The sequence below is a fragment of the Kribbella italica genome (assembly GCF_014205135.1).
GTDB lineage: Bacteria > Actinomycetota > Actinomycetes > Propionibacteriales > Kribbellaceae > Kribbella > Kribbella italica.
Genome location: NZ_JACHMY010000001.1, coordinates 326,170 through 342,700, shown reverse-complemented (window position 1 = coordinate 342,700; position 16,531 = coordinate 326,170). Strand labels below are relative to the sequence as shown.

The window sequence follows — 16,531 nt, the reverse complement described above, 5'->3', positions numbered from 1 at the left end:
GGAACGGCCGGGCCAGGCACTTTCGATGGTACCCCTGCGCGCGGGGATCAACCGGGTGAATCACGGGCGAAAACAGCGCCTTCGCGCGACAGCGCCGATCAGCACGTCGCCCGTACCGGTCTCAGTCGCTCCCGGTCTCCACCCGGCGCCGGTCGTACCCGGACTTGATCAGGCTGGCGACCGTGGTGACGAACAGGGTGCCGGCGATGAAGCCGAGCGAGGTGGCGATCCCGATGTGCGGCAGGTGGATCGCGCCGATGTCGTCGATGTGCGAACCGTGCAGGGCCTCGATGATCAGCTTGACGCCGATGAACGCGAGGATCACCGACAGGCCGACGTTCAGGTAGATCACCCGTTCCAGCAGGCCGCCGATCAGGAAGTACAGCTGGCGCAGGCCCATCAGCGCGAACGCGTTCGCGGTCAGCACGATGTAGGCGTCCTGGGTGAGGCCGAAGATGGCCGGGATCGAGTCGAGCGCGAAGATCACGTTCGCCATCCCGATCGCGGAGATCACGATCACCAGCGGGGTGAGCATCCGGCGGCCGTCGACCCGGGTGACCAGCTTGCTGCCGTCGTAGTCGTGGGTCAGCGGGAGGATCCTGCGCATCCCGCGGAGGACGGCGTTCTCCTGGAAGTCCTGCTCGTCGCTCTCGCCTTCCAGCGCCAGCCGGACCGCGGTGTAGACCAGGAACGCGCCGAAGATGTAGAACACCCAGCTGGCCGCGGAGATCGCGGCCGCGCCGGCCAGGATGAAGACCGCGCGGAGCAGCATCGAGACCACGATGCCGATGTAGAGCACCTTGTCCTGGGCCAGCGACGGCACCGCGAACCGGGCCATGATGATCACGAAGACGAACAGGTTGTCGACGCTCAGGCTGTACTCGGTGATGTAGCCGGCCACGAACTCGCCCCCGCTCGCGCCGGGGCTGAGGACGAACAGGCCGATCGCGAACAGCGCCGCCAGGCCGATGTAGAACAGCACCCACCGGGTCGCGTCCTTGATCGTGACGCTGTGTTTGCGGCGTGCGATCACGATCAGGTCGAAGGCGACGATCGCCAGCAACCCGGCGATCGTGAGCACCCAGACGGCAGGGGACATGACAGAGACCATGACGGTTCCTCCGGACGACGACAGACAGCACCTGGTCCGGAGGTCTCTTCCGCCCGGGCGTACGCTCACGCCCGGACCGGCAGCACCGGGTCGGCCGCCCAGGCCTTCCGTGATGACGACACTGCCGTTGCGAGCCCGGTACGACGTGCGGCCGGGCTCGGGGGAATACTCCCCTCCATCGAACTATTCTATTCGGCGCCAATGGTATACGGCATACCGCCAAGTCGGCCAGTGGGGTGGTCGCTACGGCGTGCGCCCGAGCCGGCGGAACCGGCCCGGCGTACTGCCGCTGGCCTGCTGGAAGGCCCGGCTGAAGGCCGACTCCGACTGGTAGCCGACCTCGGCCGCGACCGTCGCCACGGTCAGCTCGCCGCGGCCGAGCAGGTCGGCGGCGACCATCATCCGGATCCGGGTGACGAGCGCGTTCACCGTCGTACCGGTGTGTTTGCCGAAGTGCCGGACGAAGGTCGCCCGTGACATCGAGGCCACCTGCGCGAGCCGCTCGACGGACCAGTCCGCGCCGGGCTCCCGCAGTACGGCGTCGATCGCGTCCGCGATCCGCGGGTCCTCGACCGCCGTCCACAGCGGGCCGGGAGTCAACTCCCCCGCCGACCGGCGCAGAACCATCGCCAGCAGGGCCTCGCACAGGCTGGTCAGGATCGCGCCCGCTCCCGGCCCCGGACTGCTCGCCTCGCTCCGCATCATCGTGCACAGCGCGCGGATCGCGGCCTCGTCGTCCGCCACGGAGACGATCAGCGGATCCGGCAGGCTGCGGAACAGCATCACACCCGCGGCGGACCCCGGCGTGTAGTACCCGCAGAACAGGTCGATGACCGCCTCCCCGCCGCCCTGACTCCGCAACGTCCCGAACGCCGGGCCGGAGGTGTCGACCACGCCGGACAGCGGCTCGGCAAGTCGATGCCCGCCACCACCGATCAAGTACCGGCCCCCGATCGGTGGTCCGTACTTGTCGGGAGTCGACGAGTCAAGCTCAGACGTTTGCTGGGCGAACCTCCCGTTCGTCCGGACGAAGTGCGGCGGACTCCCCGGCAGGATCACGGCCTCGCCGGCACGCAACGGGAAGGAGCCTGACGGGGTCTCGAACGTGCACTCGCCGTCGAGCAGCAGGTGGAACGTCGCGTCCGTCTCGCCGTACGCCGGGACCTTCATCTCGGTCGCCTCGGCGAGCAGACAGCGCTTGTCGAGAGTGGCCTGCAGATCGGCCAGCTTGAGCAGGTGACTGATGGAGTCCATGAGACGATACGACCGAAATCTGAGTCGGGAACGACTGGTACGTCTCAAGTGTACGGACCGACACTACGGCCATGACCTCACAGAACCTGCTCCGGGCCGACGTCGTGGTGATCGGCTTCGGCAAGGGCGGCAAGATCGCCGCCGGCACGCTGGGCCGCCTCGGGCGCCGCGTCGTCCTGATCGAGCGGTCCGACCAGATGTACGGCGGAACCTGCCCGAACGTGGGCTGCGTCCCGACCAAGGCCCTCGTGCACCGCTCCGGCCGGCGCCGTTCGAACGATCCGCCGCAGGAGTGGTTCGAGCGGGCGGTCGGCGAGGTCCAGGCGATCACGTCGTCGTTCCGGGCCGGCAACTTCGAGGCGCTGGACGGCGCGGAGACGATCACCGTGATCACCGGCGAGGCGTCGTTCGCCGATCCGCACACGGTCGTGGTCGAGACCGGTGCCGGCCCGGTCGAGGTACGCGGCGAGACGATCCTGATCAACACCGGCTCGGAGCCGGTGATCCCGGACCTCCCGGGCCTGCGTGACAGCCCGCTGACGATGACGAACGTCGACCTGATCCACACCACCCACCTGCCCGACCGCCTGGTGGTGATCGGCGGCGGCTACCTGGGGATCGAGTTCGCCTCGATCTACCGGCGCTTCGGGTCGCAGGTGACCGTGCTCGAGGCATCGCCGCGGATCCTCGGCCGGGAGGACGACGACATCGCGGCGGTCGCCGAGCAGATCCTGACCGACGAGGGCGTGCGGATCGTCCCGGGTGCGCGGGTGCTGGAGATCCGGGACGATGACACCGTGGTCTACGAGAAGGACGGCCGCGAGCACACGCTGACCGCCGACGCGATCCTCTCCGCGACCGGGCGGCAGCCGGCGACGGCGGCGCTGAAGCTGGACAACGCCGGAGTCCGTACGACGGCGAGCGGCGCGGTCGAGGTCGACGAGTACCTGCGGACGGCACAGCCGCACATCTTCGCGCTCGGCGACGTCAACGGCGGGCCGCAGTTCACCTACATCTCGCTCGACGACAGCCGGATCGTGCTCGACCAGCTGATCGGTGAGGGCCGGCGGACGACGACCGACCGGGTCGCCGTACCGCAGACGCTGTTCATGTCGCCGCCGCTGGCGACGGTCGGGCTGACCGAGAAGGCGGCCCGGGCGGCCAGGTACCGGATCAAGGTGGGATACCAGCCGGTCGCCGACATCGTCGCGATGCCGCGGGCGTACATCGTCGAGGAGACCCGGGGCGCGATGAAGTTCGTGATCGACCTGGACACCGACCAGATCCTCGGGGCGGCCCTGCTCAGCGTCGACGCGCAGGAGCTGGTCAACGTGGTCGCGCTGGTGATGCGTCAGGGCGTGACGGCGAGCGCGTTGCAGAGCTCGATCTTCACCCACCCGTCGTCGACCGAGGCGTTCAACGACGTGATCGGCGCCGTGGTCCGCTCGGACGTCTAGCGCGGCAGGCGCATTCCCGACGTCTTGACAGTGGTTCGCCGACGGTGGTGTGATCAGCGCTGATAGTTAGGAAACGTTCCTGCCTATCAGCGTTGGTTCCCCTGCAGCTCCTCCCGCCCCAGGAAGTCAGGAGACCGCCCGATGAGACTTCGTTCTGCCCGGCGTACGGCGGTGGCGGGTCTGACCGCCATCGCCGTGACGCTGGCTCTCGCCACGCCACCCGCCGCGGCGGCGCCCACCGACTACCAGGCCGAGGACGCGCTGATCTCGCAGGGCCTGGTCGAGTCGAACCATGCCGGGTTCACCGGCCGCGGGTTCGTCAACTTCGACAACCTGGTCGGCAGCTACGTCGAGTGGACCGTCCAGTCCCCCACCACCGGCCCGGCCGACGTCACCCTGCGGTACGCGAACGGTACGGCGGCCGCCCGGCCGCTCGACTTCACCGTGAACGGTGTCGCCGGCGCGGTCGGCATCACCTTCCCCGGTACGGGCGCGTGGACCACCTGGCAGACCAAGACGGTGCGGCTGTCCTTGGTGGCCGGGAGCAACAAGATCCGCGCCCGGGCAACGACCGCCGACGGCGGCCCGAACGCCGACAGGCTGACCGTCGACCCGACCAGCGACGACACCCAGCCGCCGTCCGCGCCGAGCAACCTTGCGGTCGGCAACATCAAGCCGAACGCCGCCACGTTCAGCTGGTCGGCCGCGAACGACAACGTCGGCGTGGTCCGGTACGAGATCAACCGCGGCGGCAACGTGCTCAAGGTGGTCGACGCGAACACGCTGACCGCGACCGTCGACACGCTGACCTCGAACACGGCGTACGACGTCTCCGTCGGCGCTTTCGATGCCGCCGGCAACGCGTCGCAGCAGAGCAACGTGGTCACGTTCACCACGCCGGTCAGCGGCGACACCCAGCCGCCGACCGTCCCGGGCAACCTGCGATCGGCCGGCGCCACGGCGAACAGCGTCTCGCTGGCGTGGAACGCGTCGACCGACAACAGCGGCAGCGTCGCCGGGTACGACGTTTACCAGGGCAGCACGCTGGTCTCCAGCACGGGTTCGCTGACCGCGACGGTGACGAACCTGAGCGCCAACACGGCGTACACGTTCACCGTGAAGGCGCGTGACCCCGACGGCAACGCGTCCGGGCCGAGCAACGCGGTGACCGTCCGGACGAGCGGCGGTGGGACCGGCGGCATCCCGGAGTACGAGCGGGACATCGCGCGGGTCGACCTCGGCTGGAGCGTCGCGTTCCTGCCGGACGGGTCGGGCTCGGCGCTGGTCACCGAGCGGGACCGGTTCGAACTGCTGCTGGTGTCGTCGACGGGGCAGAAAACCACGCTGGGCAAGGTCCCTGGTGCGGTCACGACCACCGGTGAGGGCGGGTTGCTCGGCCTCGCGCTGTCGCCGAACTTCAGCACCGACCACTGGGTGTACCTCTACCACACGGCCGCGAACGACAACCGGATCGTGCGGATGAAGTACGAGAACGGCGTCCTGGCCACGACGTCCGAGCCGGTGCTCACCGGGCTGGCGAAGAACCGGTACCATAACGGCGGCCGGATCCGGTTCGGTCCGGACGGCAAGCTGTACGCCGCGGTCGGTGACGCGAAGAACTCCGGCAACGCGCAGAACCGCGGCTCGCTGAACGGCAAGATCCTGCGGATCAACCCCGACGGGACGGCGCCGAGCGACAACCCGTTCTTCAGCACCGGCGGCAACGCCCGGTACGTGTGGGGGCTCGGCTTCCGCAACCCGCAGGGACTCGCGTGGGACTCGCGCGGTCAGCTCTGGGCGGCGGAGTTCGGCGAGAACAGCCAGGACGAACTGAACCTCGTGCAGAAGGGCGGCAACTACGGCTGGCCCGCGTGCGAGGGAACGATCGGCGACTGCGGCGGCTACATCGCACCGAAGCGGACCTGGTCGACCGCGCAGGCCGGGCCGAGCGGCGTGGAGATCGTCAACGACTGGATCTACATCGCCGGCGTCACCGGACGGCAGCTGTGGGTCACCCAGATCAATGCCGCAGGCAACGGTGTGGGGACTCCGCAGGCCTTGTTCTCCGGTCGCTGGGGACGGTTGCGCAGCATCACCAAGACGCCCGACGGCGCCCTGTGGCTGACCTCGACGAACAACGACATGAACGGCGGGTCGCCGTCCACGATCGACAACTACGTCGTCCGGCTGAAGTTCCCGGGCTGACCCCGAACGCCAGGGGCCCTTCCGAACTGCCCTCGGAAGGGCCCCTGGCTCTAGTCCTCGTCGGCGTCCGCGACGCCGCGCTTCCAGTACCCGGTGACCAGGGAGTGGTCCTTGTTCCAGGCCCGGAGCGGCCGGATCTCGTCGGCCTCCCCCGCCGCGAACAAGAAGGTGTTGGGTACGGCGGGCAACTCCATGACTGTTGCTGCCAGCAATGACCTGGGGACCCACCGGGTCCTGAGGCCCGCGCGCTCGGCCAGCGGGTAGCCCGTCTCGTCCTCGTGGTCGAACTCGACGACCAGGTCCACCGACACGTCCCGCGGCGACTCCTCCAGCCAGCGGGCCGCCGCCGGCAGACCGGTCGGGTCGACGGCGAACACGTAGTGGCCGTAGTTGTGCGGGAACGACTTCGCACCGGGCGGACCGGCGATCGCCACCGGGTCCCCGACCGCGAGCCGCTCGGCCCAGGTCGAGGCGAGACCGCCGGAGTGGACCACGAAGTCGAGGTCGAGCTCGCGGCCGCCGGAGTACCGGCGGACCGTGTACCGGCGGGTGGTCGGCAGCGGCTTCGGCCAGTCGAGCATCTGGTGCGCGTTCGGCGTCGGAACCCGGTGCGTGCCGTCGGGATCGGGGAAGACGATCTTGACGTGGTCGTCGCACTGGTAGCTGTGGAAGCCGTCCAGGCCCGGGCCCGCGAGCGTGATCCGGAGCATGTGCGGCGTCACGTACGCGCGGCGCGCGACGGTCGTCGTACGGCCGACTCGTACGTGGCGGCCTGGGTGTAGCGAACCGGGTAGACCTGCCCGGCCTTGACCGCCGGGATGCTCTTCCACAGCGGGGAGTCGAGCACCGACTGCACCGCGGGGCCGACGCTGCCGTCGGGTTCGAGCGTGTAGGTGATCGCGTCGGCGTCCCGGAAGCTCTCGGACGCAGTTCGATCGAGTCGTACTCGGACACGCCCGCGCTGCCTTCGCCCTTCTTCTTCACCTGGCCGTAGTAGTCGACGCCGACGTCGCCGGCGATGTTGGTGCCCCACGAACCGGCGTACTCGCGCATGAAGTTGCCCTTCTCGACCTGGCCGTAGCCGCCGAGATGACCGAACTTCCTGCCCTGCAGCACGGTCGCGTACTTGCTCCTCAGCTGGGCGGCCTTGTCCTCGTAGGCCTTCTTGGCCTGGTCGAAGTTCGCCGTCCGGCCGGCCGCGTCGGACTGCCTGCGGGACAGCTCGCGCCAGGCGTCCGGCAGCGTCGGCCCGATCGCGACGACCGGGGCGATCAGCTTCAGCCGCTCCAGGTCGATGTCACCGAGCACAGGCGCCGGCACACCGATCACGATCAGGTCCGGCTTGGCCAGCGCGATCTTCTCGTAGTCCGTCTCGTCGGCCGTCTCACCGGCGACCTTCTCCAGCTGGTCGTAGGCCGTCTTGTCCTCGGCCGACATCATCGGGATCCCGCGCTTCCAGCTCGAGATGCCGACCAGCGCGGCATCGGCCTCGACCAGAGCCGGTACGGCGTACCCGGTGGCGACGACGCGCCGCGGCTCCTTCGGGATGGTGACCTCGCCGTTGTCGGCGGCGAACACACGGGTTTCGGCCGGTGCGGCCTCGGGCTCGTTGGCGCCGCAGGCGACCAGGGTGGTCGCGAGGACGAGTGCACCCAGCAGGCGCAGGGACATGGCTTCTCCAGTTGCTGTCGGACCAAGTTAGGTTAGCCTTACTCGCTGGCGCGCTATAGCGCCGAGAGGACAGCCGATCTCGCCGGGAGGACAGATGAGTCTGGTGACCGTCTTCGGCACGGACCCGGAGACCTGCGAGGAGTACGGCTACGGCCTGGGCCGGCCCGACGGCATCCTCGTCCTGCGCTACACGTCGGCCGGCGCGCTCGACTTCGCCGAGAGCCGGCAGGACATCCTGCACCAGCTGTACTGGTCCCCCGACGGCCCGCTGTCGGTCACCCACGGCGTCTCGACCCACTTCGTCGACTCGACCGACTCCGTCTGGGTCCACCGCGCCGTCACGCACGCCGTCCACGCGCTCGACCGCCAGACGGTCTACCGCATCTGCCTGCGCGAGGTCCCCGAAGCTCTGGCCGGCCTCCGCATCGCCACCGCTTCGATGCCTCCCGCAACTGCTGAGCTGGTTGGTTCCCTCGCTTCACCTTGCGCCGAGGAGGTCGCTCTCAGCCACCGCCGCACCCTGATGTCCTCCCTGGGCGCTTCGGTCCGGGACCTCTCGGCACCCCACAGCGACGGCCCCGGCTGGGCCCTCCGCGTCGCCCGCGCCCTGGCCCAGGACCCGTCCGACCCCACCACGCTCGACGAGTGGGCCACCCGCCTCCACCTCAGCGTCAAGACCCTCCAACGCGACTTCCTCCGCGAGTTCGGCCAACCCTTCACCACCTGGCGCACCGACCTCCGCCTCCGCGCTTCCCTCGTCCTCCTCGACACCCACCCCGTCACCGAAGTAGCCCACCGCGTCGGCTACTCCACCCCGTCGGCGTACATCACCGCCTTCACCCGCCACTACGGCCACACCCCCGGCCGCCACCCCCTCCGCCACACGGGGTGACGCTCTAAAGTGGAGCGATGAAGACGCCTTCCGCTCATGCTGTCAGTCAGTACGCCGGATCTTCTGAGCGGTTGCGGGCCCGGATGGCGGTGCACGAGTTCAGCACCAATCCGCAGGGGTGGTTCGGGTGGTTGGGTGAGCGGCTGGGCGCGCAGGGGGACGTGCTGGAGGTGGGAGCGGGGACCGGGAAGCTGTGGGGTGAGGTTTCTGCTGGTGGGGCTCGGTTGACGCTGACGGATGCTTCGGCTGCGATGTGCGAGGAGCTTCGGCGCGTGCCCGGGGCCGTCGTACGGCGGGCTGATGCGGCGCACTTGCCGTTCGCGGACGCGAGTTTCGATCTGGTGATCGCGAACCACATGCTCTACCACCTGGACGATCCGGCGGTGGCGCTGGCGGAGTTCGCGCGGGTACTGCGGCCGGGTGGGCGGCTGGTCGCGGCGCTCAACGGGCGGGAGCACATGGCCGAGCTGCGGGACCTCGGGCCGGCGGTCGGTCGACCGGACCTGCTGCGCGGAATGGTCCTGAACGACCTCGTGACCGAGAACGCCGGGGCGCTGGTCGCCGAGCGCTTCACCGATGTCGCCGTCGAGACTTATCCGGACGACCTGCGGATCCCGACCGTCGAACCCGTGCTGGCCTATCTCGACAGCCTGTCCAGCGGGCCGTTGGACCCGGGGCAGCGGGCGGCCACGCGCGAGCTGGTCCAGGCGAAGATCGATGCCGACGGCTACTTCTTCGTCCGGAAGTCCGTCGGGCTGGTGACAGCTAGTCGCTGAGCGGGGCGACGGTCGCGTCGAGGCGGCCGGAGCGCTTCAGGGAGTCGGCGACGAAGCCGCTGGCCTTGAGCTGCTCGATCTGGTCGCTGAGCCAGATGGTGGTGTCCGCGTGGCGTTTCGGCGCGCAGACGGCCTGGCGGATCTCCATGAAGCGGTCCGGGATCACGCGGGTGCCGGGAGTGCGGGCGACGAACTCCTCGACCGGCTTGCGGATGCCCGCGCCGGCGTCGAGGGACTCGACGTGGAAGAGGTCGACGCCTTCGGCCCCGCGGACGATCGTGGCGTGCTGGAGGGTCCGGGTCAGGAACAGGTCGTACGCCGAGCCTTCCTTCACGCCGACCCTGATCCCGGCTCGGTCGACACCGGCCGGAGTGGTGATCGAGGAGTTCTCGGGAACGACGTACACGCCCTCGATGATCACGTACGGCGAGGTGAAGGCGACCTGACCGGCCCGGGCCGGTTCGATGGCGAGGAATCCCAGGTCGGCGCGACCATCGGCGAGCGCCTCGAAGGACTGCTTCGCGGCGTCGAAGCAGAGGAACTCGACCGGCACCTCCAGCCGCCGCGCGACCTCGCGGGCGAGGTCGACGGTCACCCCGCTCGGCTGCTCGGGCGTGCCCTGCGCGAGCACCGGGTTGCCGAGGTTGATCGACGCGCGCAGCACGCCGGTGGGAGCCAGGTCGTCACGGAGGTCGATCGCCATGCTCGCGACTCTAGCGGCCCGCGGCGACCGACGGCCGAGCGCTCTGTCCCCGCCGTCCCCAGGCCGAGATCAGCGGCGCCGTCGCGAGGTCGAGCTTGCCCGAGGCAACATTCTCCAGGTGCTCCGCGATCTCCTCCGCCGTCGCGAGGCCGGCGGCAACCAGCCGGTCCCGGATCTGTTGCACGGTAGCGATTTCGAGCGTCGTACAAGCCGGTGAGGTGATCGGGAAGAACGCATCGGCCTGGACGTCGGCCAGCCCGGCCTCGCGCAGCAACCGCGGCAGCGTCCGCCCGAACGCGAGCTCCGCCCCACGCTCCGCCATCAAGCTCCGGAACCCCCGCCGCAACCGGTTCGCCAGCTCCTGCGCCGGGCCGAACTCGTCCGGACAGATCAGCGGCTGCAGCGCCGGGTCCGCATCCTCGAGCACGAGCCAGCCGCCCGGTTTCAACGCTCCGACCATCGCGGTCAGGGCCTCGGCCCGCCGCGGCACGTGCGTCAGCACCAGCCGCGCGTGAATCAGGTCGAACTCCCCCGGCGGATCGTCGGCCCCGACGTCGTGCCGCAGTACGTCGTACGCCGCGTCGGCCGGCATCCACGCCGTATCGATGTCCGTGGCAACGACTCGCCCCGACGGCCCGACCCGCGCCGCGAGCCAGTCCGGTACGCCGGGCCCGCCGGATCCGACCTCCCAGCAGCTCCACCCGGCCGTCAGGCCGGTCGCCGCGAGGTGCCGGAACGTCACCGGATCGAGCAGCGCCGACAGCGCTTCGAACCGCCGGCCGGCCTCGGTCTGCTGGTTGTCGAGCAGATATCCCTGGTCGCTCACGCCGTCCATCACACACCGGGCACAAAAAAGCGGCAAGGAAGTGTCTTCCTTGCCACAACCAACTTATAGCGCATGGGGGGACTTGCCGCAAGGCCCAGTTCATAGCTCACAATCATCGATCGAACCACTCATCGGTGAGAAACGGAGACCCATGTCTGTGGGAACGACCAGTGCCTTCGACCTCGCGGGCCACCCCGCCAAGGACGACCCCGCGCTGATCGGGCGCGACGAGCAGCACTTCGCGGCGATCGCGGCCAGCCTGGCCCAGTCGATCGCCGACCTGTCCGGGCGCCTGGACGAGATCCGCAAGTCCCCGGGCGGCACGGGGCAGGAGGCTCTGGATCGCGACCTGGAGATCCATCGGCTGACCACGCGCCTGCGGACCTTGCGCCGGTTCGGCCTCGACCTGTGCCTCGGCCAGATGGTCGCCACCGACGGCGAGCCCGTGTACGTCGGCCGGCTCGGCCTGACCGCCACCGACGGGCGCCGGCTGCTGATCGACTGGCGCTCCCCCGCCGCCGAGCCGTTCTTCGGCGCGACGCACGCGAAGCCGATGGACCTCGTCTTCCGTCGCCGCTACCGCTGGACCCGCGGCCGGATCAGTGACTACTGGGACGAGGTGTTCACCTCCGACGGGTTCGAGGGGCACGCGGCGGCACTCGACGACCAGTCGGCGTTCATCGCGAGCCTGGGCAGCAACCGCTCGGACCGGATGCGCGACGTCCTGGGCACCATCCAGTCCGACCAGGACGCGATCATCCGCGCGAGCTCGCGCGGGGCGCTCGTCGTCGACGGCGGTCCTGGTACCGGGAAGACCGTCGTCGCGCTGCACCGGTCGGCGTACCTGCTCTACTCCGATCCGCGCCTGGAGCAGCGGCGGGGCGGCGTCCTGTTCATCGGCCCTCACCAGCCGTACCTGGCGTACGTCTCCGACGTACTGCCGAGCCTCGGCGAGGAAGGCGTCCAGACCTGCACCCTGCGGGACCTGCTGCCCGAAGGTGCGACGGCAGGTCCGGAAATCGATCCCGACGTCCTGCGGCTGAAGTCGACGGCGCAGATGGTGGAGGCGATCGAGCCCGCGGCCGCGCTGTACGAGGAGCCGCCGACCAAGCCGCTGGTCGTCGAGACCGACTGGGCCGACCTCTACCTCAGCGTCGGCGACTGGGCCGAGGCCTTCGGATCGGTCGACGCCGGTACGCCGCACAACGAGGGCCGCGACCTGGCCTGGGACGAGCTGCTCACGATCCTGCTGGACAAGATCGACCAGGACGACGAGGAGATCTCGATCGACCAGGTCCGCCGGTCCCTGCAGCGCAACGAGGTACTCCGCGACACCTTCGATCGGGCCTGGCCGTTGCTCGAACCGACCGACCTGGTCGCGGACCTGTGGTCCGTCGCGGCGTACCTGCGCCGCTGCGCTCCTTGGCTGGAGCCCGACGAGGTCCGGCTGCTGCAGCGCGACGACCCGTACGCGTGGACCGTGTCCGACCTGCCGCTGCTCGACGCCGCCCGCCAGCGGCTCGGCGACCCGGAGGCGTCGGTGCGGAAACGGCGCCAGCGCGCCGTGGCCGCGGCGGAACGCGAGCGGATGTCCGAGGTGATCGACCGGCTCCGCGCCGCCGACGACGGTGAGGGGCTCGTGCAGAGCCTGGTCCACGGCGATCTCCAGGACGCGCTGATCGACGAGGGCGCTCTGCCGACGCCCGATCCCGACGAGCTGGCCGGGCCGTTCGCGCACATCGTCGTGGACGAGGCGCAGGAGCTGACCGACGCCGAGTGGCAGATGCTGCTGCTGCGCAACCCGTCCCGCAGCTTCACCATCGTCGGCGACCGCGCCCAGGCCCGCCACGGCTTCACCGAGACCTGGGAGGAGCGGCTGCACCGCGTCGGCCTGGACCGGGTCGAGCTGGCCGGTCTGACCGTCAACTACCGCACGCCGTCGGAGATCATGACCGAGGCCGAACCGGTGATCCGCGCCGTCCTGCCCGACGCGAACGTGCCGACCTCGATCCGCGACAGCGGGCGACCCGTTGTCCATGGCAACGTGGCGGCCCGGGACACGATCATCGCGGAGTGGCTGGCCGAGCACCCCGATTCCGTGGCCTGTGTGATCGGCGACCCGACGTTCGAGGGGACCTCCCGGGTCCGGTCGCTGACGCCGGTCCTTGCCAAGGGCCTCGAGTTCGACCTGGTCGTGCTGGTCGATCCGGAGTCCTTCGGCGAGGGCGTCGAGGGTGCCGTCGACCGCTACGTCGCGATGACCCGGGCGACCCAGCAGCTCGTCGTACTGACCAGCTGAGAAACTTTTGGCATGCTGTCGATCGGTGCGCGCGCCGTTCGACCTGTGGGTGGAGAGGGGCCGCCGTGGCCCCTCCCACCAGCTGAAAGGACCATCCCCCATGAGCAAGTACATGCTGATCATGCGGCCGACCGACGAGGCCTTCGCGAACTTCGCGGACGTCGACTTCGACGAGATCGTCTCGACGATCGGGAAGTACAACGACGAGCTGATCCGGGCCGGTGTGCTGCTGGCCGCCGAGGGCCTCGACCCCGAGGAGAGCGTGGTGGTCGACTTCACCGGTGAGGCGCCGGTCGTCTCCGACGGCCCGTACGGCGAGACGAAGGAGCTGTTCAGCGGCTACTACATCCTCGAGGTGTCGTCGCGACAGGAGGCGGTCGAGTGGGCCAAGCGGATGCCGTACACCGCCCACTCGAAGATCGAGGTCCGCCGCGTCACCCGCATCGACGAGCTGCCCCAGGACAACCCCTGGGTCCAGAACGAGCGCACCTGGCGCGAGTCCACCGGCCAGCTGTGAGCCTTGGATGACTGAGGCGAGGCGTGCCGTCGAGGCCGTGTGGCGGAGTGAGTCCGCACGGATCGTCGGCGCGCTCGCCCGGTACACCCGCGACTTCGCGCTCGCCGAGGACGTCGCGCAGGAAGCGCTCGCCGAGGCGCTCGTCAGCTGGTCGACCAACGGCATCCCCGACCAGCCGGCCAACTGGCTGACCGCGGTCGGCCGCCGGCGGGCGATCGACGCGTTCCGCCGGCGAGCGGGAGCCGACGAGCGGTACGCCGTACTGGCTCGCGATCTCGACGAGACGACTCCGGGCGCCGACGCCCTCTTCGACCCCGACGCGATCGACGACGACCTGCTCGCGCTGATCTTCACCTCCTGCCACCCGATCCTGGCCAAGGAGTCCCGCGTCGCGCTCACCCTGCGCGTGGTCGGTGGTCTGACGACCGACGAGATCGCCAAGTCGCTGCTCGTCCCCGTCCCGACCGTTCAGGCCCGCATCACGCGCGCGAAGAAGACCATCGCCGCCGCCGAGATCCCGTTCGCCGTACCCGACCCTGCCGAGCGTCCCGCCCGCCTGAGCTCGGTCCTGAACGTGATCTACCTGATCTTCACCGAGGGCTCGTCGGCCTCCCACGGCGACTCTTGGATCCGCACCGACCTCGCCCAGGAGGCCCTCCGCCTCTCCCGCAGCCTCGCCCGCCTCACCCCGGAGCCCGAGGCGCAGAGCCTGCTGGCCCTGATGGAACTGACCGCGGCCCGCTTCCCCGCGCGCGTCGACGCCGAAGGCCGCCCGGTCCTCCTCGAAGACCAGGACCGCCACCTCTGGGATCATTCGGCCATCCGCCGCGGCCGAGCCGCCCTCGCCAAGGCCGTGTCCGTCGGCCGAGGCCTCGGCTTCTACGGCCTCCAGGCCGCGATCGCCGAGTGCCACGCCACCGCGGTCTCCGTCGACGAAACCAACTGGCCGCGCATCGTCGCCCTGTACGACGGCCTTGCCCAGCTCGCCCCGTCCCCCGTCGTCGACCTCAACCGAGCCGCCGCCGTCGCCATGTCTCAGGGCCCGGCCTCCGGCCTCGCGATCGTCAACGAACTGGCCGACGGCGTACTCGGCAAGTCCCACCTCTTGTACGCCGTACAAGCCGCCCTGCTCGCCCGTCTGAACCGCCCCGACGAAGCCCGCGCCGCCTATCTTCAGGCAGCAGCCCTCTGCACCAACGACGCCGAACGCTCCGTACTGGAGTCCAAAGCCGCCGAACAGTAGCGCGGTCGAGGACCCGAAGCTATGAGCTCCGAACGTGACCGTGATCGGGCCGGCCTGGCGGTGCCTGGTCCACCGCGGCGCGAACCAGGGCGGCCATCGACCGGCCTGCTACCAAGAGCGGTTCTGGATCCCGGGACGCACGGCTCAGCACGAATGCGCCCTCGAGGATCATGATCGTCGACTGGGCCAGTTCGCGCGCGACGCCGGAGTCGCACCACGTGCCGAACCACTCCGCCAGCGCCTGAACCCAGGTCTCGAAGACGTCAGCCGTGGCCACGCGCAGCACTTCGTCGGTGCTCGCCACCTCGAGCGCCACCGTGGCGATGGTGCACGCGTCGGCATAGTCCGCCGCGGCCAGATCGGTGGCGGCCGCTTCGAACGCGCGGTGCACTGCCGCAGCGGGGTCCGGATCGCCGTCGAGAAGACCGAGCACCAGGTCGAGGTACTCACGGCCCGTCGAACGGATGACCGTTTCCGCGAGTTGCTGCTTGCCGCCCGGGAAGTGGTGGTAGATCGAGCCGAACGGTGCACCGGCGTCCGCCGAGATCTGCTTCAGGCCGGTCCCGGTGTAGCCGTTGCGGCGAAAGAGTCTGGCGGCCGTGGACTCGATCCGCGCGCGGTTCGAGGGTGTTGGGGGTGGCATGTCTGTGGTCCGGACGTGTGTGGGGAGAGGTCTCCCTCAGATTACAGTAGAACGATCTATCCAGTAGCATCTCGCCATGCCTCAGATCACGCTGTCCGCCGGCCAGGTCGACTATGTGGACACGGGTGGTGACGGGCCGGTCCTGGTCTTCACCCATGGGCTCCCGATGAACGAGACGCAGTGGCGGAAGGTCGTGCCGCTCCTCGAGGGCTACCGGTGCATCCTGCCGACCCTGCCGATGGGTGGGCACCGGCAGCCGATGCGCGCCGATGCGGACTTGTCCGAGCGAGGCGTCGCGCTGCTGCTCGGCGAGTTCTTCGAGGCGCTCGAACTCGATGACGTGTGTCTCATCATGAACGACTGGGGTGGGCCGCAGTTCCTCGTCACCGAGGGGCGCGCGGACAGGGTCGGCCGCCTCGTCATGGTTGCGTGCGAAGCCTTCGACAACTTCCCGCCGGGTCCGGCGAAGCCCTTGTCGAAGGTGGTGGCCCTGCCAGGCGGTGCTTGGCTCCTGCTCAAGCTGCTGAACCTGAAGTGGTTCAGGCACCTTCCGGCCGGCTTCGGTGGTTTGAGCCTGACGCGAGTTCCCGACTCCGTCATGGACGACTGGTTCGCTCCGGCGTCGAAGAACCGAGCGATCAGGCGTGACTTCAAGAAGTTCGCCACGTCCGCGCCCAGTCGCCGGACGCTCCTCGAGTGGAGCACGCGTCTGAGCGACTTCGATCGGCCGGCCCTGATCGTCTGGGCCACGCAGGACAAGTTCATGCCGCGGGACCACGGTCCACGGCTCGCCGAACTGTTCCCTCAGGGCCGCTTGGTGGAGATCGAGGACTCTGCCACCTTGATTCCCGAGGACCAGCCGGAGCGGCTTGCCGCGGTGCTCGAGGAGTTTCTGGCCGGGACTGGAGAGGCCGGGCTTCGCTGACAGGGCCCC

Annotated in this window: 15 protein-coding genes and 1 pseudogene; 8 read left to right on the top strand and 8 right to left on the bottom strand. The window is 69.6% G+C overall.

What is annotated here, in order from left to right; genetic code table 11:
- Positions 1–121: 121 nt before the first annotated feature.
- Positions 122–1,099, bottom strand: a complete 978-nt coding sequence (locus HDA39_RS01845; protein WP_184793504.1) for a TerC/Alx family metal homeostasis membrane protein — start codon at positions 1,097–1,099, stop codon at positions 122–124.
- Positions 1,100–1,354: 255 nt separating this feature from the next.
- Positions 1,355–2,365: an AraC family transcriptional regulator gene (locus HDA39_RS01840; RefSeq protein ID WP_184793503.1), complete on the bottom strand. Its 1,011-nt coding sequence runs from the start codon at positions 2,363–2,365 to the stop codon at positions 1,355–1,357.
- A 71-nt stretch (positions 2,366–2,436) separates the two neighbouring features.
- Here HDA39_RS01840 and HDA39_RS01835 point away from each other — a divergent pair, with 71 nt between their 5' ends.
- Both HDA39_RS01835 and HDA39_RS01830 read left to right on the top strand, forming a co-directional pair.
- Positions 2,437–3,822, top strand: coding sequence for an FAD-dependent oxidoreductase (locus HDA39_RS01835; protein ID WP_184793502.1), 1,386 nt, complete (start codon positions 2,437–2,439; stop codon positions 3,820–3,822).
- Between the two features lie 141 nt (positions 3,823–3,963).
- The gene (locus HDA39_RS01830) at positions 3,964–6,027 is read left to right on the top strand and encodes a PQQ-dependent sugar dehydrogenase (protein WP_184793501.1); all 2,064 of its coding nucleotides are present in this window, start codon (positions 3,964–3,966) and stop codon (positions 6,025–6,027) included.
- Positions 6,028–6,077: 50 nt separating this feature from the next.
- On the opposite strand, the gene HDA39_RS01825 is transcribed toward HDA39_RS01830, so the two are convergent.
- The 3 genes and pseudogenes from HDA39_RS01825 to HDA39_RS44055 all read right to left on the bottom strand — a co-directional run.
- Complete coding sequence (locus tag HDA39_RS01825; RefSeq protein WP_184793500.1) at positions 6,078–6,737, bottom strand: siderophore-interacting protein; 660 nt, start codon at positions 6,735–6,737, stop codon at positions 6,078–6,080.
- 8 nt (positions 6,738–6,745) lie between these two features.
- Complete coding sequence (locus tag HDA39_RS42985) at positions 6,746–6,874, bottom strand: hypothetical protein (protein WP_273481448.1); 129 nt, start codon at positions 6,872–6,874, stop codon at positions 6,746–6,748.
- Between the two features lie 320 nt (positions 6,875–7,194).
- A pseudogene (locus tag HDA39_RS44055) lies at positions 7,195–7,464 on the bottom strand (ABC transporter substrate-binding protein); the annotation flags it as partial.
- Positions 7,465–7,792: 328 nt separating this feature from the next.
- Here HDA39_RS44055 and HDA39_RS01815 point away from each other — a divergent pair.
- A complete protein-coding gene (locus HDA39_RS01815; RefSeq protein WP_184793499.1) occupies positions 7,793–8,590 on the top strand; it encodes a helix-turn-helix transcriptional regulator in 798 nt (265 codons plus the stop codon).
- A 17-nt stretch (positions 8,591–8,607) separates the two neighbouring features.
- Positions 8,608–9,366 carry a class I SAM-dependent methyltransferase gene (locus HDA39_RS01810; protein WP_184793498.1) on the top strand — a complete coding sequence of 253 codons (759 nt, stop codon included), beginning with the start codon at positions 8,608–8,610 and terminating at the stop codon, positions 9,364–9,366.
- Here HDA39_RS01810 and HDA39_RS01805 read toward each other — a convergent pair.
- Together HDA39_RS01805 and HDA39_RS01800 are read right to left on the bottom strand one after the other, a co-directional pair.
- Complete coding sequence (locus tag HDA39_RS01805; protein ID WP_184793497.1) at positions 9,356–10,069, bottom strand: transporter substrate-binding domain-containing protein; 714 nt, start codon at positions 10,067–10,069, stop codon at positions 9,356–9,358. The two genes, HDA39_RS01810 and HDA39_RS01805, sit on opposite strands and share 11 nt — an antisense overlap.
- Before the next feature lie 10 nt (positions 10,070–10,079).
- Positions 10,080–10,895 carry a methyltransferase domain-containing protein gene (locus tag HDA39_RS01800; protein WP_202892838.1) on the bottom strand — a complete coding sequence of 272 codons (816 nt, stop codon included), beginning with the start codon at positions 10,893–10,895 and terminating at the stop codon, positions 10,080–10,082.
- A gap of 151 nt (positions 10,896–11,046) precedes the next feature.
- Here HDA39_RS01800 and helR point away from each other — a divergent pair, with 151 nt between their 5' ends.
- The 3 genes from helR (at position 11,047) to HDA39_RS01785 (ending at position 14,954) form a co-directional block, all read left to right on the top strand.
- Positions 11,047–13,194, top strand: a complete 2,148-nt coding sequence (helR, locus tag HDA39_RS01795; protein ID WP_184793495.1) for an RNA polymerase recycling motor ATPase HelR — start codon at positions 11,047–11,049, stop codon at positions 13,192–13,194.
- Positions 13,195–13,294: 100 nt separating this feature from the next.
- Entirely contained in the window at positions 13,295–13,711 is a 417-nt protein-coding gene (locus HDA39_RS01790) for a YciI family protein (RefSeq protein ID WP_184793494.1), read from the top strand.
- A gap of 7 nt (positions 13,712–13,718) precedes the next feature.
- The gene (locus HDA39_RS01785; protein WP_184793493.1) at positions 13,719–14,954 is read left to right on the top strand and encodes an RNA polymerase sigma factor; all 1,236 of its coding nucleotides are present in this window, start codon (positions 13,719–13,721) and stop codon (positions 14,952–14,954) included.
- A gap of 19 nt (positions 14,955–14,973) precedes the next feature.
- Here HDA39_RS01785 and HDA39_RS01780 read toward each other — a convergent pair whose 3' ends face one another.
- Entirely contained in the window at positions 14,974–15,597 is a 624-nt protein-coding gene (locus HDA39_RS01780) for a TetR/AcrR family transcriptional regulator (RefSeq protein WP_184793492.1), read from the bottom strand.
- Positions 15,598–15,673: 76 nt separating this feature from the next.
- Here HDA39_RS01780 and HDA39_RS01775 point away from each other — a divergent pair, with 76 nt between their 5' ends.
- The gene (locus tag HDA39_RS01775) at positions 15,674–16,522 is read left to right on the top strand and encodes an alpha/beta fold hydrolase (protein ID WP_184793491.1); all 849 of its coding nucleotides are present in this window, start codon (positions 15,674–15,676) and stop codon (positions 16,520–16,522) included.
- Positions 16,523–16,531: the final 9 nt, after the last annotated feature.